We start from the raw sequence: 24,494 nt of genomic DNA on the forward strand, positions 1-24,494 counted from the left end.
CGACATCGGCAGGCCGGCGTCATTCGTAGCGGAGCGCATCGACGATGCGCCCGCGCGCCGCCGCCATGATCTGCGCCGAACTGACAAGGATCGCGACGAGGACCGTCGCGCCCGCCACCCCGGCCAGCAGCCAGACCGGCAGCTCGGTCCGCGCCGCGAATTGTTCGAGCCAGTGGCGCATAACCGCGTAACCGGCGCCGAGACCCACGGCGCACGCGACGAGCACGGGAAGCAGGAACTGCCAGAGCAGCAGACGGACGATCTCGCCCGGCGAGGCTCCCATCGCGCGGCGAATGCCGATCTCCTTGCGGCGGCGGTCGGCGGAAAAGGCCGACAGCGCGAACAGCCCCATGGCGGCGATCACGAGCGCGACGAGCGCGCAGGCCCCGATCACGCGCCCCTGCACGATCGTCGTACGGTACCGGTCCGCCTCGATCTGCGACAGCAGCCGCGCCTCGAGCGGCCCGCTATCGCCCATCGCCTGCCAAATCCACCCCAGCCGCGCGCGCACGTCGGGGAGCGCCGCGGGGCTCGTTTCGACCGCGAGCACGCCCCATTCGGGCGACCTGGCGCTGTATATGAGTTCGCCCGCGGGTTCGAGCACGCTCGCCGACGCATCGCGAACCACCCCGATGACAGTGTAGGGCGTCGTCGGCGGATTGGGTCCGACCTGCAGCGAGATGCCTAGCGGCTGGCCGATCGCCGCCTGCGGCGATGCGAATCCGAAATGGCGCGCGGCGGTCTGGTTGATGACGACCTCGCTCCGGCTGGCGCTGCCATCGCGCGCGGGTGCGAAGGTCCGGCCAGCGAGCGGATCGAGTCCGGCGAGCGCAAAGAAATACGGATCAACCTCGACGAAGCCCGGGGTGAAACGCTGGCCTTCGCGGTTGATCGCGGTGACCCCGCCGTGCGGCGCAAGGTTGAAGGCGCCCGCGGCCGAACAGCTTGCACGGCGCACGCCGGGCAACTCGCGTACCGCCTGCGCCAGCCCCGACCGGCATTGCGTCGCGATCGTCAGCACCGCCCCGCGTCCGGTGCCTAGCGCACGATCGATCGCGAAATCGGTCTGCCGGTATACCGTGATCGCAGCGACGAGCAGGCCCGTCAGCGTCGCGAACTGGATAATCACCATCGTCCGGCCGATCCACGCGGGTGCCGACAGGCCGGTCGCTCCGCCGCCGAGCGCCGCCGTCGGCCGGAGCGACGACAGGATGAAGGCCGGGTAGAGTCCCGACGCCACGCCGATCACGAGCCACACGGCCAGCAGCGGCAGAAGCAACCCCGGCTCGCGCGTCAGGTCGAAGGCGAGCGACAGGCCGAGCAGTCCATTCACCGCAGGCAGCGCCAGCTCGACGATTCCCATGCCAAGGATCAGCGCGACAAGCGTGACGAGCAGGCTTTCGCCGAGGAACTGGGCGATCAGCTGCCCCTGCGCCGCCCCGCACGCCTTGCGCACCGCGACCTCGACGCCGCGCCGGCCGGCGCGCGCGGTCATCAACGCGACATAGCTTGTCGACGCCATAAGGAGGATCAGCGCCCCGACCGCGCCGATCGCCATGACAACGGCCGGATCGACGCTCGGCTTGCCGTGCGGACTGTCGTCGGGCGGCCCGAAGTGGATGTCGGCAATCGGCAGCGCATAGCCGCCGACCTTCGTGCCGCTGGCCGCCGCCATCGCCTGAAACGGGCGAATGACATCGTCGAGCGCGGGCTGAAGGTCGGCGGCGCGCGTCCCCGGTTTGCCGCGAACATAGGTCAGAATGGGCAGGTTGATCGTCGGCACCGGGCTGGCATCGGCGCGCGCGAGCGGCGACGCTGCGCCCCGACCCGAAGCGACGAATTGCAGATCGAGGTGCGTCCGCGCGGGCAGGTCGGCGAACACCGCCGTCACCCGCAAACGCCGGACCGCGCCGTCGGCGCCCACGATCTCGATCGCCGCGCCGCGCGGCGGGGCCCCGCCGAACAGCTTGCGCGCGCTGTCTTGCGACACCGCCACCGTGTCCGGCTCGGCGAGCGCGCTGGCCAGCTGCCCGCTGACGGACGCAAGCGGCAGGACCTCGAAAATCGCGGGATCGGCCCACACGAACCCCTGCGCGCGGATCGGCGGGGCATCGGCGCGTGCGCGGACGACCGGATCGTCCTGATAGATGCGGGCAATCGTCTCGATCCGGTCGCTTCGCGCCGCAAGCGCCCTCGCAAGGATCGACGGCGTCACCGCCGATACGCGCTCGGGCTGTCCCGGCTGGGCGACGGTGCCCGTCATCCGGAAAATGCGTTCATATCCCGGAATGAAGTTTTCATAGGCGTGCTGCTGCCGCACGAACAGCCCGGTGACGATCGCGGCGGCAAGCGCCAGCGCCAGCCCCGCAAGCGTCACGACCGCATAGAGTCCGCCGCGCGCAAGCTGGCCGCGGGTAGAGGAAAGAATGCTGCGCAGCACGGTCAGGCACCCAGCTGCGTCTGGCTGACGACCCGGCCGTCGAGCAGCTGGATCTTGCGATCGGCGCGGTCGGCCTGCGAAAGCGAGTGCGTCACCATCACGACGCTCGTTCCCTGTCCGACCGCCTGCTGGAGCAGGTCCATCACCGCCTCGCCGTTCGCGGTGTCGAGATTGCCGGTCGGCTCGTCGGCGAGGATCAGGCGCGGGTCGGACACGAGCGCGCGCGCGACCGCCACGCGCTGCTGCTGACCGCCCGACAGCTGTTTGGGCAGGTGGCGGGCCCGATGCGGCATGCCGACCCGGTCGAGCGTCCGCTCGACACGTTCGCGCCGTTCGCGCGCGCTCGTCCCGCGGTAGAGCAGCCCCAGCTCAACATTCTGCGCCACCGTCAGTTCGTCTACCAGATTGAAGCTCTGGAACACGAAACCGATCGAGGCGCGGCGCAGGCGGGTCAGCTCGTGCTCGCTCGCGCGGCTCACATCCTCGCCGAGCAATTCGATGCGCCCGCCGTCGGGACGGTCGAGCAGCCCAAGGATGTTGAGCAACGTCGACTTTCCGCAACCCGAAGGCCCCATGATGGCGACGAACTCGCCTTCGCCGACGGTCAGCGACACATCGCTCAGCGCATGCGTGCGCACCTCGCTGGTCTCGTAATTTTTCGAGATGGTCTCCACGCGCAACATGATTGTCTCCTATCGAAGGTTGATGCGCCGATATGCGTTCCAGCCGTCATAGCTGGACGTGATCACGCGGTCGCCGGGCACGAGCCCGGCCAGAATTTCGACCTCACCGGCATTGCGCCGCCCGATCCGGATCGACCGGCGTTCGGCACGATCGCCCCCGGGTGCCAGCACAAAGACCCACCGGCCGCCCGACGCCTCTAGAAAGGCGCCGGCCGGAAGCAGCAGCGCCGGGCGATCGGCGCCGAGCGACAACCGGCCGCGCACGGCCTCGCCCGCGACAAGGCCCGACGGTTCGCCGCGCACGAAATCGAGGTCGACGCGGAACGATCCGCCCGTCACCCGCGGATAGATACGCGACACCGCCAGTTCAGCGCGGCGCCCGTCGACCTCGGCGCGCTGCCCGACGCGCACGCGCCCCAGATAATATTCGTCGACGCGCGCGGACACGCGAAATCCGGTGTCGAGCGCCAGCTCGCCCAGCCGGTCGCCGCGGTTGCGATTCTCGCCGAGCTTGACGTCGAACGCCGACAGACGGCCCGCCGCGGGCGCCCGTACCGTCAGATCGCCCAGTTTCGCGCGCGTCACCGCAAGGCTCCTGCCCAGCGTTGCAAGCTGCGTTTCGATCTGCGGCGCCTGCAGCGCGCTCAGCCGGCCCTGCCGCCGTCCGCGCGCTTCCTGGATCGCCTGCCGGTCGGCGACAGCGCGCTGCTCGTCTTTCAGGCTGTCGATTGTCTTTGCCGGAACGAAACCCTTGGCCGCGAGCGGCAGGCTGCGGCGGAGGTCGCGATCGACGCGTGTGCGGTCGTAGCGGGTCAGCGCCAGCGCCTGCGCATTGTCGCTGCGGTCCTGCTCGAGTTGTTGCTGATACGCCTGAAGCTGGGTGATCGATTCGATCAGTCGCGCTTCCTGCGACAGAATATCGAGCTCAAGCGTCGTATTCGTGAACTCGACCAGCGGCTGGCCTTCAGCGACATGATCGCCCGACCGGACGAACAGGCGGCGTACCCGCCCGCCCTCCGCGGCGTCGAGATAGATGATATCGCGCGGTTCGATCTGCCCCTGCAGGCTCGTCATGTCGCGAAACAGGCCGCGCTCGGCGCGCGCGACGGTGACCTCGCTCGCCGGCACCGACAGCGACGGCGTCGCGAACTGGCGCACGCCGATCACAAGGGCCAGCGCGGCGACCATCAGTCCCGACGCCAGCGCGGCTCCGCGGCGATGACGCCGCAGCCAGTTTTGCCGCAAGGGTTCGTCCATGGGGTCACAAGCTCCTCATGCCGCGAGTATCGCTTGGCGCGGCAAAAACAGGAAATTCAATATTATCAAGAACTTGATTAGAACACTCCACGTCTTTCGACCGAGCCAGTGTCCGGGATCGGACAGCGCCATAGCGCGATTCGCCGCCCGGCCCGCGCAAGCGCCTGCTTTTGCTCAGGTTCCCTGCGGGCGCGGGCTCCGGTAAGATCGCGAAATGGACAGCCCCCAAATCCTGCTGGTCGAAGACGATCAGGCTATCGCGCAGGCGATCGGCCTCGCGCTCCGCGGCGTCGCGGAGGTCGAGCATCTGACCGGCCCCGAAGCGCTTCCCGACCCGGGATCGTTCGACGAATATGCCGCGATCCTCCTCGACATGAACTTCCGCCCCGAACAGCGCGACGGCCGCGCCGGACTGGGCGCGATCGACCAGCTGCGCATCGCCGATCCGACGCTGGCGATCGTCGTGCTCACCGTGTTCGGCGGCGTCACGATCGCGGTCGAGGCCCTCAAGCGCGGCGCGTGCGATTTCCTGCTCAAGCCGTGGCGCAATGACCGGCTCGTCGCCGCCGTCGGCGCGGCGATCGAGCTCACCGCACGCCAGCGCGCCGGCGCGGCGATGAGCCTCGAGATGATCGAGCGCCACGCGATCGAACGCGCGATCGAGCGCGCCGACGGCAATATCAGCCGCGCCGCCGCGGCGCTCGGCATCACGCGCCCAACGCTCTACCGGCGCATCGAGAAACATGGGCTCTAGCGACGCGCGCGGCGGCCGGCGCCATTGGTCGTTCGCCGTCGGGCTCGCCGCGCGCGGGCTCGCCGCCGGGTGCTCCGCGGCGGGCGGCGTCGCGCTTTTCCTCTCGGGCCGCCCCGCGCTCGCGCTGATCGCCGGCGCCATCGCAGCGCTCGCCTTCCTCGCGCTCGTGCACGCCGCGCGTCGGGCCGAGCGGACGATGCGCGAGCTCGCCGACCAGCTCGCGATCGCGGCCGACGACCGCCCATCGGCCTTGCCCTCCGCGTTCGCCGATCTCGACGCCGCGATCGTCCGCGCGGTCGACGCGATGCGGCAGCGCGAGGCGCGGCACCGCGCGCAGGCGCACGGCGACGAAGCCCTGCTCGACACCGTCCCCGCCGCACTGTTCCTGACCGATGCTGCGGGAAGCCTGCTGCGCACCAACCGCTCCGCGCGCGCTCTAGCGCGCGCGGCGCCCGCGCGCTTCGCCGATCATCCGGCCTTTGCCGCCGCCGACGCCGACGCGCTGCTCGTCGGCAGCCCCGAATCGGGCCGCCTGTTGCGCCTGACCGACGGGCGCAGCGCGCACGCCTCGGTCGGGCTGTTCGAGCTGGCTGACGGATCGCGGCGGCGGCTGATCGCTGTGCAGCCCGTCGCCGAAAGGCTGGGGGCGATCGAAACCGACGCGTGGCACCGGCTGAGCCGTGTTCTCGCGCACGAGATGATGAATTCGCTGAGCCCCGTGATCTCGCTCGCCGAAAGCCTTGCCGCGCTCGATCCCGCCACCCCCGCCGATCGCGCCCAAGCCGCCGCGGCAGCCGCCACGATCGCGCGGCGCGCGCAGCATCTGATGGGTTTCGTCGAACGCTACCGCCAGTGCCTCGCGATCCCGCAGCCGCGCCGCGAGCCGGTCGATCTCGCCGCGTTCGGCGCCGACATGCTCGCGCTCGCGCAGGCGTTCGACGCGCGCGCCGCGCTGCGCATCGACGGTGCGGCGCCCGGCGCCGTCGTCGCGATCGACCGCGAACTCGTCGAACAGGCGCTGCTCAACTTACTCAAGAACGCCATTGAAGCCGCAGCGGACCGGTCGCAACCCGTAGTAACCCTCGGCTGGAACATCGCCGGCGACATGCTGTGCTTCACCGTCGAGGATAACGGCCCCGGCCTTCCCCCCGACGCCGAAGACATCTTCCTCCCCTTCTACACGACCAAAGCCGACGGCGGCGGGATCGGGCTTACGATCGCGCGCCAAATAGCGATCTCGCACGGCGGAGCGCTGACCGCCGAACCACTACCAGCTGGGACGAAGCTGTCGATGCAACTGCGGATGTGATGCGAACGGAAATGGCCGATGCACGAACCGCTGCGCGGATTGGCGCTAGCCTCGATGTAAAGCAGCCCTTCGAGCGCATCGCCTGATTGAACGTGGGCTGCCGCAGGCAGACCCTTTCGGCTCCTTCACCTGAGGAGTCGAACGATGAATGAACTTATCCAGATTGGCCCGATCAGCCCGCTGCGCCAGCGCCTGATCGACGATATGACCATGCGCCGCTTCTCGAAGGAGACGCAGCGTAACTATCTGCGCGACGTTGGGAGGTTCGCGACCTGGCTCGGGCGCTCGCCGCACACCGCAAGCGCCGAGGATATCCGGCAGTTCCAGATCGAGCAGCAACAAGCCGGCGTCCCGGCGCCGACCATGAACAGCATCGTCGGCGCGCTGAGGTTCTTCTTCACGCACACGCTCGACCGCCCCGACCTCGCGCGCAAGCTGGTCCGCACCAGGCAGGTACGCAAGATCCCGGTCGTCCTCACCATGGCCGAGGTGAAGCGCCTGCTCGATGCCACGCGCTCCTTGAAGCACCAGGCGGCGCTGTCGGTCGCTTACGGCGCGGGCTTGCGCGTCGCCGAGGTGTCGGCGCTCAAGGTCAGCGATATCGACAGCAAGCGGATGCTGCTCCGGATCGAGCACGGTAAAGGCGGGCGATACCGCAATGCCATGCTGCCCGAAGGGCTGCTCCTGCTACTGCGCGACTGGTGGCGCGCCGGGCGGCAACAGGGCATCCTCGTCCCCGACGGCTGGCTCTTTCCCGGACAGAGCACAGCGGCGCCGATCAGCACCCGCCAGCTCTACCGTGTCGTCGTCGAAGCCGCTGAAGCAGCAGACATCGACAAGCGCGTCGGACCGCATACGCTGCGCCACAGCTTCGCCACCCACTTGCTCGAGGACGGTGTCGATATCCGCGTCATCCAGGCGCTGCTCGGCCATGCCAAGCTAAACACCACCGCCTTCTACACCCAGGTTGCGACGAGGACCGTTCGCTCGATCGTCAGCCCGCTCGACAGGCTCGCGCTCGCATCGCCCAGCGAGGAAGCGCCCGACGGCTGAGGTCGATGCGCGCCTCACTCGAGGTCGCCGACATCTTCCGCGCTGCCGGGCCAACCTACCGCGCCGCCCATGCCGGGCATCTGAGCCTGCACCAGCTCAAGATCATGTCGGCGATCGAACATTGCCGCACCGCCGCGCTCGGCGGGCATGTCGAGGCCTGCACCGACTGCGGGCACTGGCGGATCGCCTATAACAGCTGCCGCAACCGGCACTGCCCCAGGTGCCAGGGCGCTGCGGCGCGCAGTTGGCTCGAGGCGCGCGAGGCCGATCTGCTCCCAGTCGGCTATTTCCACGTCGTGTTCACCCTGCCTGCCGAGGTTGCCGCGATCGCCTTCCACAATAAGGCGCCCCTCTATGACCTGCTGTTCAAGGCCGCGGCCGATACGATGCTGACCATCGCCGCCGACCCGAAGCACCTCGGTGCCCGGATCGGCATCACCGCCGTCCTCCACACCTGGGGCTCGGCGCTCACCCATCATCCGCACATCCACATGATCGTGCCCGGCGGCGGCATCTCCCGCGATGGAACGCGCTGGATATCCGCACGCCCAGCCTTCCTGCTCCCGGTCCGCGTCCTTGGTGCCCTGTTCCGACGCTTGTTCCTAACCCGCCTTCGCGCGCTGCACGATGCCGGCAAGCTCGCCTTCTTTGGCAGCCTCACTCATCTTGGCGAACGACGTGCTTTCCTGCGGCACCTCTCTCCCGTCAGGAAGAAGCGCTGGGTCGTATATGCCAAGCCGCCGTTCGCTGGTCCCGAGGCCGTGCTCGCTTATCTCGCGCGCTACACCCACCGGGTCGCCATATCGAACAGTCGGCTCCTCCGGTTCGATGAGGAAGGCGTCACCTTCCGCTACAAGGATTACCGCAAGGCCGGCGCTGGACGGCAGCAGGTCATGACGCTCGGCGCCGACGAGTTCATCCGCCGCTTCCTCCTCCACGCCCTGCCGCGCGGGTTCCACCGCATCCGCCACTATGGCCTCCTCGCCAGCGCACACCGCAAGGATCATCTCGAACGCGCCCGCCGCCTGCTCGATGTCGCACCCCCACCGACCGACGAGCCCGCCGACGATGCAGAGCCCCGACCGACCTGCCCGTGCTGCGGCGGTACCATGATCATCATTGAGGTCTTCGAGCGCCGCTACCAGTCCCGCGCGCCGCCACCGCCATCCCTCGCACCCGGGACACCGGCGCCGTGACCCGGCACGGCCCGTCGCCTTCCTCGTCCAGGGCAGACCCGCGCCTGGAAGCGGACCCGCTCGCGACGGGGCTGCCCAAAAGCAGACGTCGCACCACCAAAATCGGTCCGCCCGCTTTTCGGCGTCCGCTTTTGCGACCCATATGCAGACGGTCCGCTATCGCGCACGTCCGCTTTTCGGCAGCACCTAGCTACCCCACGATCTCCGCAAAACAGCTTTCCCCATAGCTCACACCATGACCACCGCGGTTCGGGCATCGAAGACTTTCCGACGCCTGGCGGCGTCCGAAACTCTCAACGTTTGCTGTCAGGCCGCTTCCGGGACGCAGATCTCAACAAGCAGACATTTGGTTGCGTTAGCTCGTGAGGCGGATATCCAGAATTACATTTACGTCGACAAAGCGGTCAAAATGGCCGTCCAGGAAACCTCTTAAGTGATTGCCCAACTACCCGACATTGGAACAGCCAAGGCCGGCAACGGCAACGGCAATTATAGTCGGTTAATCAGATGGTGGGGGGGGAGGTAGCTCAAAAGCTGCCAGCATTCCGGTCGATGCCAGCGCAACGACCAATGGCGGCTCGATCGACACGGTATCAAGCCGCGGCGCTCCGCATTTGGTAGCAAGGAATTCATAAATCGTTTGCGATCGGCCTCTCACGGAACGGCTGTTTCACCGCATCCGCACTATGCCGAGCTAGCGCGGCTGGCATTCCCCGATTGCAACCTGCTTATCCTGTCGTGCTTCCGCCGAGCGAGGCGAGCTCGCCGCGCTCGCGCGCCTTGCGGCCATAGACGAGTTCGAAGAGCGGCCCCGCCATCACGGTCGTCGCGATTGCCATGAGCACCATCATCGCGAACAGCGTCGGGCCGATGATACCCTTTTGCAACCCGATGTTGCTGATAATCAGCTCCATCAGCCCTCGTGCATTCATCAGCGCGCCGATGCCAAGCGCGGTGCGGTTGTTCTCGCCCGCCAGCCGTGCAGCGAGCCAGCAAGCGCCGAACTTCGCCGCGATGGACACCGCGAGAATACCGAGCGCGACCGCCAGCAACTTCCAGTCATTTACCATGTCGAGCCGCGTATTGAGCCCCGAATAAGTGAAAAACATCGGCAACAGCAGCACGACCGTCATCGGCTCGATCTTGCGACGGATTTCCTCGGCGAATAGCCCGCGCGGCATGCAGACGCCAAGCAGGAAGCCGCCAAACACCGCGTGGATGCCTGCGGTGTCCATGACGAAGGCCGATAGCGCGTAAAGGATCAGCACGACTGCAAAGAGCGTGTGCGTCAGCTCGCCCTTCGCCTCGACCGCGCGGCCCAACAGCATGAACAGGCGGCGGCCCGCGAGCAGCATGAACGCGACATAAGCGCCGCCCCCGAAGATCGCGAGCAGCGCGACACCCGGTCCTCCGCCGAAGGTCGCGAGCACGATCGCGAGCACACACCACGACACCGCATCGTCGAACGCGCCGGCCGTCAGCGACAGCGTCCCGAGCGATGTGTTCGCAAGTCCGCGCTCGTTGATGATCCGCGCGAGCATCGGAAACGCGGTGAGTGCGATGCAGGCGCCCATGAACAGCGTTGCGCTCACCGGACCTATTCCCGGCAAAAAGAGGCCCGAAATGGTCAGAAGATATGGCGTGATCGCAAAGGCAAAGAGGAAGGGCACGATGATCCCCGCGGCCGACACGCCCGCGGCGCTTCGCGCCTTCGACTGAAAATGGTCAAGACGGAGCGTCGTCCCGACGATGAACATATATAACCCGACCCCGAACTGCGCGACGACATAGAGGATGTTGCGCGTCTCTTTCGGGAACAACACGGCCTGAAAATCGGGGAAGAAAAGCCCGAGGAGCGAGGGGCCGAGCAGCACGCCAGCGATCATCTCGCCGACGACCTGCGGCTGGCCGAACCATTTCTTCGCCGCCCAGCCGGTGATCCGGCAGACGAGCAGGATCACCGCAATCTGCAGGAAGAAATGGATGCTGTAGTCCCCCGGCGTGTAGCTTCGTGCTGCCTCCACAGCAGGGCCGTGCGCACCAAGCGCATCGCCGATCGCGCGCGCGAAATCTTCGACGAGTTCGCGCGTCACGGTCGCCGGGCCGCGACGGGAAAAGTGGGCGGGACGAAATTTAGCTCCGCTCGGGACAGAAAGCGGTCGATTGCGGCAAGATCGGCGGGGCGGTCGGTCGTGACGGGTGATCGCATGGCGGCATTGGACGGGAAAACACCATATCCGGCGAACAGGCAATGCCAGCTGATATTCGGGTAAAAGGCGCCGATGCGGAGATCTTCGATCGCTTCGCCAATATCGGCACCCGTGAACCAGGCCGTGATCATCGCCTTAAGATTGTCCGACAAAGTCTCGAGTCCGGCGGCATCGCGCCAGTAGCCCCGATCGGCGTCGCGCTGGTTCATCCGGTAATGCGCAACGATATAGTCGCGAACGCCCTCATAGCGCGCCGCGATCCGGGCGTTGAAAATGTCGCGGTGCCTGGGGGTGAAGCCTCCGCCTTCGAAGGCCGTGATGAACTCTTGTGCGGTCGCGATGACGATGTGGAGCGCGGTCGCCTCCAGCGGCTCGATGAAACCCTGCGCCAAACCCATCGCAAGGCAATTGGCCGTCCAACTATGTTCGAGCCGTCCGACCTTCATCTCCAGATGTCTCGCCGGACCATCCGCATCGGTTAGCCCAAGCGCAATTCTGAGCTCGCGTTCGGCCTGATCGCGGTCAAGATAGCGGCTTGAATAGACATAGCCGTTTCCGATCCGCGTGGTCAGCGGGATGGCCCAGCGCCACCCGGCCGTCATCGCGATGCTCTTCGTAGCCGTGACGACCGGGCCCCTTTCGTCATGCGCCGTCGGCATGACGACGGCCCGGTCGTTGAAAAGATTTTCCGCAAATGGCAGAAAGCGCGCGCCGAGCGCCTGTCCGGCGATCAGCCCCCCGAAACCACTGCAGTCGACGAAAAAATCCGCCGCCAGTGCCTCGCCGCCCTCCAGCCCCAGCGATCGCACATTGCCGTCGGCCCCGACGTCGACGCTAACCACCTTCCGCGCAAGATGCGTCACGCCCTGCGATACCGCGTGATCGCGGAGAAACGCGCCGAGCTTATAGGCGTCGAAATGATAGCCGTAGGCGAGATCGAACGGGAAGGATTCGCCGCCATGCGGTCCCCCTCCGCGAGCGGCGACCCGCCCGGCAAGGTAAAAGCGGTCCGGATTTGCCGGGACGTCGACGCCGGTCCGCCGTAACGCGGCGTTGCGGAAAAACTCGGCCTGGGTATGCACGTCGAGCGTTCCCGGGAAGGGGTGGAAATAGCCCGACTCCTGGCCACCCGCCGACCAGCCCTCGAACGCTATCCCGAGCTTGTAGGTGGCGTCGCACGCGGGCATCCATTCGGCTTCGGCTATGCCAAGGCCGTCGAAAAAGGCCTTGAGCTGCGGTGTCGACCCCTCACCCACCCCGATGATTCCGATGTCGGGGGACTCGACGACCGAAATCCGGATCGGGCTGTCACGCCAGAGATGTGCAAACAGCGCCGCCGTCATCCACCCGGCGCTACCCCCGCCGAGAATGACGATATGAAGCAGTTCCTCGGCGGATGGGCTCATCGCGGCGCCATGAGAAAGAGGAAAATTTCCGGGAGACGGGCTGCCCACGCATTTTCGTCATGCGGTGCGCCATCATAGACGCGACTTTGCCATTCCCGTCCCCGCTCCCATCCGCTGGCGGCGAGGCGCGCGTCGATCGCTTGCTGATATGGCGCATAGTGGGCATCGAGCGTGGCCGTGCCATGGTCCATCCAGAGACGTCGCCCGTCGGGTGGGCCAAGGCGTGCCGCGAACCAACCATCCCAGAGCGCGATCAGCCGAGGGTCCGCGTCGCCCACGGCGCCGGGCGCGACCGCCGGCCAATGCGAGCTGACGCATGCCGCGCGGCCATAGACCGCCGGACGTTCGAGAAAGGCATAGCAGCTCATGAGGCCGCCCATGCTCGATCCCATGATCACGGTGTCGTTGCGCCCCGGACGAGTCCGCAGCGTCGCGTCGACCCATGATTTCAGAGGCCCCGCAAGCCAGTCGAGATAGGCGTCCGACAGAATCGGACCGCCCGCCGCCGCCGCCATAGAAGCGGCAATATCGGGCGCCGCGAGCCGGTACGCGCTCGCCGGAAGATACTGGCGATAGCGATCCACGCCCGGCGCCCAGATACCGACGATGATATGCGGCTCGGCTCCTCGCTTCATGGCCGCCAGCATGGCGCGGTCCGCCTCCCATATCTTCCCGAAGTTCGACGACGCCCGATCGAAGAGATTATGGCCATCGTGCATATAGACGACCGGATAGCGACGGACGCCCTTGTCGTAGCCGGGTGGCAGCCAGATCGTCAGGCGTTGCTCGGGCAATCCGGCAGCGAAGACATGATCATATTGGAGAAGACGGCCGCGATCGGCGGCTTCGGCAGGCAGGGCGAGCAGCGCCCACAGCGCCATCAGCGCCGCCACCAGGTGCCGCCGGATCGTCATCGTCCGGGATGCAGGCGCATGGCCGCTCCCCCGCCCGGAGCGAGCCACAGGCGGTACGTGTCGCCCTTTTTCACCCGGATATTGTCATAGGCGATGCGGTGCCGGGCGTCGGTGAGATAGGTTGCGCCTTCGCCATCCTTGTAGATGGTTGCCGTATAGGTCTTGCCGGGATCGAGGAAGTCGAACCGCAGCGACAGCGTCCGCTCGGTCGCATCGTTGACGCCGCCGACATACCAGTCGGCGCTTGCGCGGTCCTTGCGGGCAAAGATCGCATAGTCGCCGACTTCTCCGGCAATCAATTTGCTCTCGGACCAATCGGCAGGGACTTTGGAAATGAAGTCGAGTTCGCGCGGATGCGCCTCGAGGTTTTCGATGAAGTCCGCGGCCATCTGGATGGGAGAATATATCGCAAGGTAGAGCCCAAGCTGCTTCGCAAGCGTCGAGGCCAGCGGCGCCTTGTTTGCGCCCTCGAGGCTGAGCACGCCGGGGGTGAAATCCATCGGTCCGGATAGCATGCGCGTGTACACCAGCGTCGGCTCGTGATCGGGGCCGTTGGCGAAGGCGCCCCAGGCGTTATATTCCATGCCTCGCGCACCTTCGCGCGCGACCCAGTTCGGGTACGTGCGGCGAAGGCCGGTGTCCTTCACGGGTTCGTGAGGGTTGACCGCGATCTTGTACCGGGCCGCCGTCTCGACGACCTTGAGATGATGTTCGACCTGCCGCTGGCCGTCGTGCCACTCCATGCGGGTTTCGCCAGGCGCATCGCCGGGTGCGATGATCCCGCCCGCGTCGGCAACATAACCGGTCTTGACGGCTTTGACGCCAAGCCTTCCATACAGCCTCATCGCATCTTCGAGCTGCGCCTCATAAACGGCTATGTTTCCGCCCGTCTCGTGATGACCGATCAGCGTCACGCCCTTGCGCTTCGCATAATCGGTCACCGCCGCGAGGTCGAAATCCGCGGTCGGCTGGGTAAAGCTGAATTTGTCGCCATGGCCGAACCAGTTTCCGTCCCAGCCCTTGTTCCAGCCTTCCACCAGAACCCCGCCGAACCCGTGTTTCGCGGCAAAATCGATATAGTCCTTGGTTCTCTGGGTCGTCGCACCATGCTTCGGCCCCTCGGCCCAGCTCCAGTCCCCACGGATCATGCCCCACCAGATTCCGACATATTTCATCGGCTTCACCCAACTGACGTCCCCGAGCTTGTTCGGCTCGTTCAGGTTGAGTTCGAGGTCGTTTTCGACGAGACCCGCCGCCGAATCCGCGATCCTGATCGTCCGCCATGGCGTCGCGAAGGGCAGATCGCGCGTGACGCGCGGTCCGCGCGACGACGGCGACAGGGTGGCGCGAAACTTCTGCCCTTCAGCGCGCTTGAGCCACATGCCCGCATAGTCGACCAGCGCGGCCTCGTGAAAGGCGAGATGCGTCCCGTCGTCGAGGCGCATGGTCAACGGCGTGTGCGCCGTGGCGACGGCGTCGATCGGCGTTTTCTGGTAGACCTGCTCATAGCGGTTCCATTCGCCGCCGGTAATCCACCAGGCCGTCCCTTGGGGTACGATGTCGAACTCGGTGAATTCGTCGGCGATATGCGCTGTCTTGAAGCCGGGTTGTTCGGGCAACTCGTAGCGGAAGCCGATGCCGTCGTCGAAAAGCCGGAAGCGAAGGTTCATCGCGTGGCCGCCCCAGCTCTCGTCTTGCCGGAACCGGACCAGCAGTTCGTTGTGCACATCGCGGATGAAGCGGCGTTCGCCCCACGGTTGCTCCCAACGCGTATCGGAACGCTTGCGCTCGCTGTCGACGATCGAGAAGCCGCGTTGCAATCCGATGCCGTCCGTCAGGATGAACCCGAGTTTCGAGGGCGCGATGAGCAGCTTGCCCCGCCGCGACAGCGACCATGTCGGTCGCTGGTCGCCGTCGGTGGACACCGTCAGAACGATGCTGCCGTCGGGCGAGGTGGCGGTTTGCGTCGCCGGCGCCGGCTGGGCGAGGAGGGGAACCGGGGCGAACGAAACAAAGGCGGCCAGAGCCAGACGGCGCATCACATATCTCCTTGGACGTTCAGCCAGAGCGCGCCGCAGGGCGGCAGACAATCGATGGTGGCTCCGTTGAGCGCCACGACCGGCGTGCCGACACCCGCGTGCCCGGAAATGTCGATTGTTCCATTTCCAAGATTGAAGAGGCAGCGAAGGTGATCGTCCCTGGCAATTCGGTCAAAGGCGAGCAGATCGCCCTCGGTTATCCAGTTCCGGTTATCGCCCGCGCGGAGGGCCGGGTACCCGGCGCGCAGCGCCACAAGTCGACGCGTCAGATGCAGCAGCGAGGCCGGATCATCCTCTTGCCGGTCGACCGCGAGCGCCGCATGTGCCGCGCCCAGCGGCAACCAAGGCTCAGCGCTGGAAAAGCCCGCATGGGCCGTGCCGCCCTCCCACGGGAGCGGCGTGCGCGCGCCGTCGCGCGACAAGGTAAGCGGCCAATTCTTGAGAGCCTCGGGATCCTTGATCAGTTCGAAAGGTATGTCGACCTGGTCCAGTCCCAATTCCTCGCCGTTGTAAATGATGATGTTGCCGCGCAGCGCACAAAGCAGCGCCATCTTCATTCGTGCATAGGCCGCGCGGTCGGCGCCGGGCGGAGTCCAGCGGGAGAGAGCTCGCGGCGCATCGTGATTTTCGAAGGCCCAGCTTGGCCAGCCGGTCCCGGGCGCATCGGGCCATTGCTCCGCCGCCTCGCGAACGAGCTTCGGGGTCAGCTGGTCCGCATAGAGGAAATCGAAGCCATAGGCGCTGTTGAGCCGGTGCCCGCCGGCGGTAAACTGCCGCATCTCGCGCACCGCGTCGTCGCCGCCGACCTCCGCAACAGTGAACCTGTCGGCATAGCGATCGGTAAGCGCCCGAATCCGTTCGAGAAACAACGGGATGTCGGGGTGCGACTGGTTGTAGATTTTTTGCTGGAAATCGAAGGGCCGCGTCCGGACCTTGTTCGAGGGCGCCGCCGGCGGATTGTCGCGAAGTTCGGGATCGTGCATCGCGAAATTGATCGCGTCGATACGAAAGCCGTCGACCCCCCGGTCGAGCCAGAATTGCACGACGTCGAGCAGGGCCTGTTGCACGTCGGGGTTATGCCCGTTGAGCTGCGGCTGCGAGCCTAGGAAATTATGGAGATAATATTGGCCGCGGCGCGCGTCCCACGTCCAGGCGGGGCCCCCGAACACCGACTGCCAATTGGTCGGCGGCGTACCGTCGGGCCGCGCGTCCGCCCAAACATACCAGTCGGCCTTCGAATTCTCGCGGCTCGTGCGGCTTTCGGCGAACCAGGCATGGCGATCCGACGTGTGGGCAAAAACCAGGTCGGTGGTTACCTTCAGACCAAGCGCGTGCGCGCGGGCGATGAGTGCATCGAAATCGTCGAGAGTCCCGAAAATCGGATCGACGCCGCGATAGTCGGAAATATCATATCCGAAGTCGTCCATCGGCGAAGGGTAGAAGGGAGAAAGCCAGATCGCATCGACACCGAGGGACGCGATATAGTCGAGCCGGGCAGTAATGCCGGCAAGGTCCCCAACCCCGTCGCCGTTCGAATCGGCGAAGCTACGCGGATAGACCTGATATATGACGGCACCCTTCCACCAAGGCGGAGAGGCTTCGGTACAGCTATGCGGGTCTTTTGCGAGGGGCTGGTTTATCGTCACTGTTGTTTTCGCTTATTCGCCGGCCTGGCAGATCAAGGTGCCGAAGGCCGGGACGGTGATGGCAAGGGTGCCGGGCGCGGCGGAGGCTGCCGGACAATTGCCTGAAAGCGCCTCGAAGGCCCGGCTTTTCATATCCACCGCGATGTTAGCGGACAATTGCGTTGTAGACGTATTGAAGGCGAGCACGACCTCGCGGCCGGTGTCGGGATCGAAGCGCGACACGGCTAACAGACCGCCCTTGTCCGAGAAGGCCCGCACCGTCGTGGATCCGCGCATGAGCGCCGGTGTGTGCCGGCGAATAGCACTGAGCGTCGCGATATGGCGATACAGCGGATGGCTGGCGTCGAAGTTCGCGGTCGCGGTCGTGGCGTTGCTGCCGACGAGATCATTATCGTTGTAGACGGCGACTTTCGAGGCGAACATGTCTTCGCGCGCGAGCTGGTCGTTGCCGTCCGACAGGAAGCCCTGCTCGTCGCCATAGTAGATGGTGGGGATGCCACGCAGGGTGAGTAGCATGCTGTGCGCGAGCTTGACGCGGGCCAGAAGCTCTGCCTCGTCCGCTTCGGGGTTCGCCTGTTTCACGAAGGTCGCGACACGGCCCATGTCATGATTGCCGAGGAAGGTCGGCAATGTCAGCGCGGCGCGCGCGCCGCCCTTGTAGAGGATGTCGCCGTCGAACAGGCGGGCAAATTGGTCGGTCCCCTTCGTTCCGCTCGCCGCGTCGATCGCGGCCCGGGCGAAGGCGAAATCGAGCACCGCGGGAAGTCCGGCGGAATGCGTATAGGCCGCCAGCGCACCGGGATCGAGCGCGTCGATGTAAATTTCCCCGAAGATATGGAAATTGGGAATTCCGCGGGCCCGCGCACGCGCCTGCATCGCGGGGACGAAGGCTTGCCAGAATTCCGGGTTCACATGCTTGGCGGTATCGATGCGAAAGCCGTCGATGCCGAACTCGTCGATCCACCGTCCGTATATTTCGATAAAGCCCTTAATGACTTCGGGATTCTCGGTCGCCAGATCGTCGAGTCCTGCAAAATCACCGTAGAGGGCGGACTCGCCGACCCAGTCGCTGTTGCCACGATTATGATAATAGACCGGATCGTTGAGCCACGCGGGGGCCTTGCTGTGTTCCTCGCCCTTCGGGACGAACGGCTGATAGGCGAAAGAGGGGTCCACGAGCTTCGACCAGTTATCGGGGCTCGGATCGCGGTCACCTGCGAAACCGGGATTAATCGCCGGTCCGTCGACCCCTCCACGCCGCGCAAAGGGATAGTCGGCGAGGCTGCGGTAACGATAGCTCGACGCATCGCCATCGCGATACTGGATAACATCGGCCGTGTGGTTGGTGATAATGTCCATATAGACCTTCATCCCGCGCGCATGAGCGGCGTCGACGAAGGCTTTGAACTCGGCATTGGAGCCGAAATGCGGGTCTACGCTCGTGAAATCGGTGACCCAATAGCCATGATAACCAGCGCTTTCGTCGCCTTTCGGTCCCTGCACCGGCTTGTTGCGGAAAATCGGCGCGAACCAGATCGCGGTGGCGCCGAGACCCTCGATATAATCGAGCCGTCGCGTAAGCCCGGCAAGATCGCCGCCATGATAAAATCCCTTCGCGGTCGGATCATAACCGGTCGCAAGACGATCGCCTTTCAGCCCGCCGCGATCGTTCGACCGGTCGCCATTTTCGAAACGGTCGGGCAGCACGAAATAGATGATGTCGTCGGAGACGGGACGCGAGCGCGCATCTTCCGCAGCCGCCGGTGCGGGAAGCGAAGCGACAAGCATCGCGAGCGGAACGAACCAACGGATCATGCAGCAACTCCTGCGGGACGCGCCGCGGCAAGGAAGGCGTCGTAATTTTCCATCTGCGCGACTTCGCGCTCGATCGTCAGCGAGATGCCGGCTATAAATTGCGCTAGCTCGGCCGGTTCGAGACTGTCGGCAAGCGGATGCCAGCGCAGGGGCTCGACCGCTTGTCCGACCAGCACCTGCAGCCATCCCGATTCGGTGAAAAGCTCTTCATGTTCGCGGAAGATCAGGCCTTGCGCGCGGAAGAGGTCGATTTTGGCTGCAAGGGTGTCGGGAACGTCCATTTCCGCCCGGTCCCGCCAATAGGGCGTGTCCCGCCGCTCGGTCGCCTTGAAATGAAGAATGATGAAATCGCGGATACGCTCCCATTCGAAGTCGCTCTGCCGATTGAATTCCGCGGCGACCGCAGGGTCGGCGGCGCCTGACGGGAGCATTTTGACGAGCCGCGAAATTCCAGCCTGAACAAGGTGGATGCTCGTCGATTCCAGCGGTTCCATGAAACCGCTCGCAAGGCCGAGCGCCACGACATTGCGGTTCCACATCCGCCGTCGCTTGCCGCTGACGAAACGCAGCTGGTTGGGCTCCGCCTGCGCCGCGCCGTCGAGATCGGAGAGCAGCGTATCCAGGGCAGCATCGTCGCCGATATGCGCCGAGCAATAGACATAGCCGTTGCCGATGCGGTGCTGGAGCGGAATGCGCCATTGCCAGCCGGCATCGCGTGCCGTGGCGCCGGTCCACGGAAGCTGCGGCACCGTACCGTGGGCGCAGGGCACCGCCACAGCGCGATCGTTAAGCAGCCAGCGCGACCAATCTTCGTACCCGCTCGCCAGCGCGCCCTCGATCAGCAATCCGCGAAAGCCAGAGCAGTCGATAAAGAAATCGCCGTCGAACCGCCGTCCGTCGTCCAGCGTCACGCCGGCGACGTCGCCGCGCTGCGGATCAAGGCGCACCTCGCCGATCCTGCCTTCGATGCGCTCGACGCCGCCCGCCTCGGCGCGGCGCCTGAGGAAGGCCGCGTACAGCGCTGCATCGAAGTGGTAGGCATAGGGCATTTCGAGGAGGTAGCGCGATGTGCGGGGCGCGCCCCGCTGCATCCGGCGCGCGCGCGCCGCCCGCTCGTTCAGCGAATAATGGTCCAGACTTTCGGCCAGTCCCGCGGCGCGCGCGCGCAGCCAATAATGGTGGAAATCGACCAGCCCCAGACCGCGGCCTATCGCCCCGAAAGCGTGCATGTAGCGATGGCCGACGCGCGTCCAGTCGCGAAACTCGATCCCGAGCTTGATCGTTCCCTGCGTCGCCGCCAGAAATTCATCTTCGTCGATGCCGAGCGCATCGTTGAAAAGCCGGATTTGGGGGATCGTCGCCTCGCCGACGCCGACCGTTCCGATTTCATCGGACTCGACCAGCCGCACCGACCAGTCGCGCGGCAGGAACCGCCGCAGGCAGGCGGCCGCCATCCAGCCTGCCGTCCCGCCCCCGATGATCATCAACCGCATGGCGATCCTTTGACCAGCGCCGCCCCGGCGGCGCAACAAAATGATGGGAGCGGCGCGACCCTGCCGCTCCCACCCAGGGAGGGTTCAGAATTTGAACGAGGCGCCCGCGAGGAACCGGCGGCCATATGTCTGATAGTCGATAACCGCCCGGCTATCGCGCGGATCATCGGTGACGAACGGCTCGTCGGTAAGATTCTGGCCCTGGACGAAGATCGAGAGGCCCTCGAGCGCACTGCCCGGCTGGAAGTCATAGCCGATCTGTGCGTCGATAATCGTCTCGGGCCGGGCGCGGCGCCGCACGCGAGCGCCACCGAAGCCCGACACCTCGCCGATGAAGCTCGAGCGGTAGCGGGCGCTGACGCGCGAGTTGAATCCCCATTTCTCGAAATAGGCCGTACCGTTCGCGACCCACTTCGAATAGCCCGGGATATCCTCCGCAGGCGCGCCGGGCGTGGGCGCGATCTTGGTCTTGGTGTAGGAGGCGCCGCCGGTCACACCGAACCCGTCGAGCGCCGATACGATCTCGCCGAACGGCAAGGTGCCGGCAAGTTCGACACCGTAAAGTTTGCCGCCCTTGCCGTTGATGGGCGCGTTGATCGTGCCCATGTAATTGACGATGATCGGCAGCCCGTTGCCGTCGTTCCCCGGCGCCTGGATCGGATAGCCGGTGAAGTCGAACGCGATGTCCTGATTGTAGATGTAGCTCTTGAGATCCTTGTAGAAGAGCTGGACGGCAAGATAGCCCTTCGACCCGAAATATTTCTCGAAGGTGAGGTCGGCCGCGTTGGCGCGCCACGGTCGCAGGTCGGGGTTGCCCGAACCGCCGCGAACGACGGCGCAGGTGCGCCCCGTTGGGCAGACCATGCCGCCCGGGTCGCCGATCGTCGTCCCGTAGCTGAGCGTCGCACGCAAGTCGTCCAGGCGCGGGCGAATAATCTCACGCGCGACGCTGGCGCGGATCACGAAGTCACTCGCGGTGCGAAGCGAGAGATTGAGGCTGGGCAGCACATCGACATAATCGGTGCTCTCGCGCCGCGGGATCCCGACGATATTGGGTGAACCGTTGGGATTGGTGCCGGCGAAAGATGCGGTGGCGCCGTTCGAATTCTGATCCGTAAAGATCGCCTGTACACCGACGTTGCCGGTAAGCACCGACGAACCCAGTTCTTGGTCTATGTTCGCCTGGAGATAGGTCGTCATCACCTTCTCGCTGACGTCATAGGCCTTCACCACCACGTCGCCATAAGGGTTCGGCACGAGCTGGTAGAGGCCACCGGCGAGCAACTCGCGCGGATCGTAGCTGACGACGGGCCCGAGCCCGAGGTAGGCGAGATTCGTCGTCCCAAGACGATATTGCTCGGGAATCGTCACGCTCGTCAGACCGTCGGTATTCGCGACCAGACCCACGAACGCCTCGTCGGGAACAAGGCTTTTCGAGCGGTCTGTATAGTTCACGCCGAATTGCACCGAGCGGAGGAAGCCCTCAAGCTCGCGTTCGACTTCGACACGGTACTGCCAGAGCTCGTCCTTGATGATGCGGTTGTTGTAATAGCCGTCCTGGCCGCCGCGGATCCGCGCGCCATCGACGCCCGTCTGATCCCCGCCCCAACCCAGGGGGCTGGTCAGCTGGATCAGGTTATAGTCGCCATAGTTGAGGGTGGGGCTGAAGATGGTCCCGTTGCGGTCGCTGGTGAAACCGATCGTGTCGGTCGCGCCGACGTCGGCGCCGCGCCCGGTGCCGGCATTGCTTTCGAAGATCAGCTCGTTGCGGTCGGTTTTCGACATGCTGATGTCGGCCGTGACATTCCAGCCGTCGTCGCCTTCCCAGCGGTTGTTCCAACCGAAGCTGTAGAGCTTTGCATTGCGCTCGAACACGTCGTTGCGCACGACGCCCTCGACGTTCGAGAAGCGGCCGGCGCGCGCAAACACGAACTGACCGCTCGAATCGATATCGGTGATCGTCAGCTTGGTGGCGTTGGGGCTGGCGGGATCATTGTTGACGTCGAAGCCGAGCGGAAGCTCGATGCCGCGCTTGATCTGGTCATCCTTGAAGTCTGAGTAGAAGGCGTCGAACGTCGAGGTGAAATTGGGGGTGGGCCGCCATTGCACCGTTCCTTGGAGGCCAAGGCGCGTGAGCTGGGTCGAGGTCGCATAGCTTTTGGAGCCGCCGATCACCACCGGGCTCGCCGCGGTGCCTCCGCCGGCATAACCCCAGGCGTTGAATTCCTGAATCTGGTAGGGCTCGTCGACATAGGATGCCGAAAGCGCCACGCCGAGCGTGTCGTTGGCGAACTGGTCGACGAAGACGCCGTTCACACGGTAGCCGTATTTCTTCGAACCCGCGTTCAGCTTGCCGAGGTCGGCCCATGTGCCGCGAACCCCGACCGAGATCGCCCGCTTGCCATAGTCGAGCGGGCGAATGGTGCGCAGGTCGACGGTGCCCGAAAGCCCCTGTCCGACGATCGAGGCCATCGGCGTCTTGTAAACGAGGACCTGGTTCACGACCTCGGACGGATATTGGTCATACTCGACCGCCCGATTGTCGCCGGTCGAGGTTTGCTCGCGGCCGTTGAGCAAGGTCGTCGAGAAGTCCGGCGCAAAGCCGCGGATCGAAATCGAGTTCGAACGGCCCGAGACACGCTGCGAGGTCAGGCCGGGCAGGCGCGCGATCGATTCGGCGATCGACGCGTCGGGTAGCTTGCCGATATCCTCGGCCGAGATGGATTCGACCACCTGGTCGCGATTCTTCTTCGCGTTGACGGCGCTCTGGAGGCTGGCGCTGTAGCCGGTGACGACGATGTCGCTGTCGGACGCGGCCTCGTCGGCGGGCGCGGCGGCGCCGTCCTGCGCCATCGCGGTGCCCGAAAGCATGGCGGTCAAGGCAAAGCCGAGCGCTACGGTGCTGGCGCCGCGGCGGAGGCTGATAGAATTACGCATAAAGGCTCCCCTGCTGCGATGGGGGGTCGTTCGCGCAACGGCTCGGGAGCGGCAGATCGCGCCGCACGGCATCCTCGTCATCGCGTGGGTGTTCCCATCGTCGGTCCAGCAATTGAGACCAAATCGGCCGCGCGACCATAGGGTATACGTATACGCATATCGTCGCCCGTCAGCCGCTGTCGCGTAAATGTCACAGCGCGATGGGCTCGACCCATTGGCAGTACGGCCGGCGCTCGCTAGTCTCGACGCAAGGACGGGCCGGCCTGAAGCCGACCGAACCGGGAGAAGGATATGGGGCGACCGCCAACGGCCAAGCCTACGAGTTTCGATATCGCTTATCTGGCCGGCGTGTCGCAGCCGACCGTCTCGCGCGCGCTGCGCGGCAGCAAATCGGTGAGTGCCGCCACCCGCGCCAACATCGAGCGGATTGCGCGCGAGCTCAACTATACCGTCGACAAGAATGCATCGAGCCTCCGCTCGCAGCGCGCCCACACGCTCGCGCTCCTCTTCTTCGAGGATCCGACCCCAGACGAGTCGATGATCAACCCCTTCTTTCTTTCGATGCTCGGCTCGATAACCCGGCAGTGCGCCCTGCGCGGCTATGATCTTCTGATAAGCTTCCAGCAAATGAATAACGACTGGCACGTCGACTATCAGGACAGCCACCGGTCTGACGGCATCATCCTGCTCGGCTATGGCGACTATCAGCTTTATCGCGCCAAGCTCGAGCATCTGGTGGAGATGGACACGAAGTTTGTCCGCTGGGGATCGGTCGCCGACGACAATATCGGATTGACGGTCGGGTCGGACAATATCGGTGCCGGCGTTCAGGCAGGCGAGCATTTCATCGAGATAGGTCGCAAATCCATCGCCTTCTTGGGCGAGGCATCCAACCACGCGCCAGAGTTTCAGGATCGCTATGCGGGCCTTTGCCGGGCGATGACGGCCGCGGGCCTGACGCCAGATCCGCGGCTGCAGCAGCCTGCCGTTTCTTCCGAGCAATCGGGCTATGAAGCCGCGCGCGCGCTCCTCGCCACGGGCATTCCGTTCGACGCCCTGTTTGCCGCCAGCGACCTGATCGCGATCGGGGCCATGCGCGCGCTCGTCGAAGCCGGCTTGGCACTGCCGCGCGACGTCGCGTTGATCGGGTTCGACGACATCCCCGCGGCCAGCCTGACGTCGCCGACGCTGACAACGGTGATGCAGGACTTGAAGGGTGCCGGGGAATTGCTCGTCGATGCGCTGCTCGGCCGCATCGACGGTCGGCCCGCAGGGCGATGCATCTTGCCGACGCGGCTGATCCGCAGGCAAAGCACATCGCCCTGATCGGCTAAGTATTCGT

Annotated in this window: 16 protein-coding genes; 5 read left to right on the top strand and 11 right to left on the bottom strand. The window is 65.4% G+C overall.

Annotation, left to right across the window (positions count from 1 at the left end; translation table 11 throughout):
* Positions 1–19: 19 nt before the first annotated feature.
* Genes NP825_RS19365 through NP825_RS19375 form a run of 3 tightly spaced genes read right to left on the bottom strand, consistent with a single transcriptional unit; the run spans position 20 to position 4,380 of the window.
* Positions 20–2,440 (bottom strand): ABC transporter permease, encoded by a 2,421-nt coding sequence (locus tag NP825_RS19365; RefSeq protein WP_257546708.1) that lies wholly within the window; start codon positions 2,438–2,440, stop codon positions 20–22.
* A gap of 2 nt (positions 2,441–2,442) precedes the next feature.
* Entirely contained in the window at positions 2,443–3,123 is a 681-nt protein-coding gene (locus NP825_RS19370) for an ABC transporter ATP-binding protein (protein WP_257546710.1), read from the bottom strand.
* Between the two features lie 9 nt (positions 3,124–3,132).
* Positions 3,133–4,380 (bottom strand): efflux RND transporter periplasmic adaptor subunit, encoded by a 1,248-nt coding sequence (locus NP825_RS19375; RefSeq protein ID WP_257546712.1) that lies wholly within the window; start codon positions 4,378–4,380, stop codon positions 3,133–3,135.
* Between the two features lie 214 nt (positions 4,381–4,594).
* On the opposite strand from NP825_RS19375, the gene NP825_RS19380 reads away from it, so the two are divergent.
* The 4 genes from NP825_RS19380 to NP825_RS19395 all read left to right on the top strand — a co-directional run bounded on the left by NP825_RS19380 (position 4,595) and on the right by NP825_RS19395 (position 8,692).
* Entirely contained in the window at positions 4,595–5,134 is a 540-nt protein-coding gene (locus NP825_RS19380; RefSeq protein ID WP_257546714.1) for a response regulator transcription factor, read from the top strand.
* Positions 5,124–6,443 carry a PAS domain-containing sensor histidine kinase gene (locus NP825_RS19385; protein WP_257546716.1) on the top strand — a complete coding sequence of 440 codons (1,320 nt, stop codon included), beginning with the start codon at positions 5,124–5,126 and terminating at the stop codon, positions 6,441–6,443. The genes NP825_RS19380 and NP825_RS19385 overlap by 11 nt, the downstream gene beginning before the upstream one ends.
* Positions 6,444–6,587: 144 nt before the next feature.
* Entirely contained in the window at positions 6,588–7,496 is a 909-nt protein-coding gene (locus tag NP825_RS19390) for a site-specific integrase (RefSeq protein ID WP_257546696.1), read from the top strand.
* A 5-nt stretch (positions 7,497–7,501) separates the two neighbouring features.
* The gene (locus NP825_RS19395; protein ID WP_257546699.1) at positions 7,502–8,692 is read left to right on the top strand and encodes an IS91 family transposase; all 1,191 of its coding nucleotides are present in this window, start codon (positions 7,502–7,504) and stop codon (positions 8,690–8,692) included.
* A gap of 728 nt (positions 8,693–9,420) precedes the next feature.
* Here NP825_RS19395 and NP825_RS19400 read toward each other — a convergent pair.
* The 8 genes from NP825_RS19400 to NP825_RS19435 form a co-directional block, all read right to left on the bottom strand.
* Complete coding sequence (locus tag NP825_RS19400; RefSeq protein ID WP_257546718.1) at positions 9,421–10,785, bottom strand: cation:proton antiporter; 1,365 nt, start codon at positions 10,783–10,785, stop codon at positions 9,421–9,423.
* Entirely contained in the window at positions 10,782–12,308 is a 1,527-nt protein-coding gene (locus NP825_RS19405; RefSeq protein WP_257546721.1) for a tryptophan halogenase family protein, read from the bottom strand. The genes NP825_RS19400 and NP825_RS19405 overlap by 4 nt, the downstream gene beginning before the upstream one ends.
* A complete protein-coding gene (locus NP825_RS19410; protein ID WP_058457390.1) occupies positions 12,305–13,222 on the bottom strand; it encodes an alpha/beta hydrolase in 918 nt (305 codons plus the stop codon). Before NP825_RS19410 ends, NP825_RS19405 begins: the two co-directional genes overlap by 4 nt.
* A complete protein-coding gene (locus NP825_RS19415) occupies positions 13,219–15,261 on the bottom strand; it encodes a glycoside hydrolase family 97 protein (RefSeq protein WP_257546725.1) in 2,043 nt (680 codons plus the stop codon). The genes NP825_RS19410 and NP825_RS19415 overlap by 4 nt, the downstream gene beginning before the upstream one ends.
* The gene (locus tag NP825_RS19420) at positions 15,261–16,907 is read right to left on the bottom strand and encodes an alpha-glucosidase (protein ID WP_137869761.1); all 1,647 of its coding nucleotides are present in this window, start codon (positions 16,905–16,907) and stop codon (positions 15,261–15,263) included. Before NP825_RS19420 ends, NP825_RS19415 begins: the two co-directional genes overlap by 1 nt.
* A 12-nt stretch (positions 16,908–16,919) precedes the next feature.
* Positions 16,920–18,722: an alpha-amylase family glycosyl hydrolase gene (locus NP825_RS19425; protein WP_249340270.1), complete on the bottom strand. Its 1,803-nt coding sequence runs from the start codon at positions 18,720–18,722 to the stop codon at positions 16,920–16,922.
* Entirely contained in the window at positions 18,719–20,215 is a 1,497-nt protein-coding gene (locus NP825_RS19430; protein WP_257546733.1) for a tryptophan halogenase family protein, read from the bottom strand. The genes NP825_RS19425 and NP825_RS19430 overlap by 4 nt, the downstream gene beginning before the upstream one ends.
* 84 nt (positions 20,216–20,299) lie before the next feature.
* Complete coding sequence (locus NP825_RS19435; protein WP_137869759.1) at positions 20,300–23,152, bottom strand: TonB-dependent receptor; 2,853 nt, start codon at positions 23,150–23,152, stop codon at positions 20,300–20,302.
* Between the two features lie 291 nt (positions 23,153–23,443).
* On the opposite strand from NP825_RS19435, the gene NP825_RS19440 reads away from it, so the two are divergent.
* On the top strand, positions 23,444–24,478 hold the full coding sequence (locus tag NP825_RS19440) for a LacI family DNA-binding transcriptional regulator (protein WP_257546738.1): 1,035 nt from the start codon (positions 23,444–23,446) through the stop codon (positions 24,476–24,478).
* Positions 24,479–24,494 lie beyond the last annotated feature (16 nt).

Source organism: Sphingopyxis sp. DBS4 (genome assembly GCF_024628865.1).
In the GTDB taxonomy this organism is placed as follows: domain Bacteria; phylum Pseudomonadota; class Alphaproteobacteria; order Sphingomonadales; family Sphingomonadaceae; genus Sphingopyxis.

Coding starts and splice junctions, on each gene's coding strand:
- NP825_RS19370 (WP_257546710.1), bottom strand. CDS start 3,123: ATGTTGCGCGTGGAGACCATCTCGAAAAATTACGAGACCAGCGAGGTG.
- NP825_RS19375 (WP_257546712.1), bottom strand. CDS start 4,380: ATGGACGAACCCTTGCGGCAAAACTGGCTGCGGCGTCATCGCCGCGGA.
- NP825_RS19380 (WP_257546714.1), top strand. CDS start 4,595: ATGGACAGCCCCCAAATCCTGCTGGTCGAAGACGATCAGGCTATCGCG.
- NP825_RS19385 (WP_257546716.1), top strand. CDS start 5,124: ATGGGCTCTAGCGACGCGCGCGGCGGCCGGCGCCATTGGTCGTTCGCC.
- NP825_RS19390 (WP_257546696.1), top strand. CDS start 6,588: ATGAATGAACTTATCCAGATTGGCCCGATCAGCCCGCTGCGCCAGCGC.
- NP825_RS19395 (WP_257546699.1), top strand. CDS start 7,502: ATGCGCGCCTCACTCGAGGTCGCCGACATCTTCCGCGCTGCCGGGCCA.
- NP825_RS19405 (WP_257546721.1), bottom strand. CDS start 12,308: ATGAGCCCATCCGCCGAGGAACTGCTTCATATCGTCATTCTCGGCGGG.
- NP825_RS19410 (WP_058457390.1), bottom strand. CDS start 13,222: ATGACGATCCGGCGGCACCTGGTGGCGGCGCTGATGGCGCTGTGGGCG.
- NP825_RS19415 (WP_257546725.1), bottom strand. CDS start 15,261: ATGCGCCGTCTGGCTCTGGCCGCCTTTGTTTCGTTCGCCCCGGTTCCC.
- NP825_RS19425 (WP_249340270.1), bottom strand. CDS start 18,722: ATGATCCGTTGGTTCGTTCCGCTCGCGATGCTTGTCGCTTCGCTTCCC.
- NP825_RS19430 (WP_257546733.1), bottom strand. CDS start 20,215: ATGCGGTTGATGATCATCGGGGGCGGGACGGCAGGCTGGATGGCGGCC.
- NP825_RS19435 (WP_137869759.1), bottom strand. CDS start 23,152: ATGCGTAATTCTATCAGCCTCCGCCGCGGCGCCAGCACCGTAGCGCTC.
- NP825_RS19440 (WP_257546738.1), top strand. CDS start 23,444: ATGGGGCGACCGCCAACGGCCAAGCCTACGAGTTTCGATATCGCTTAT.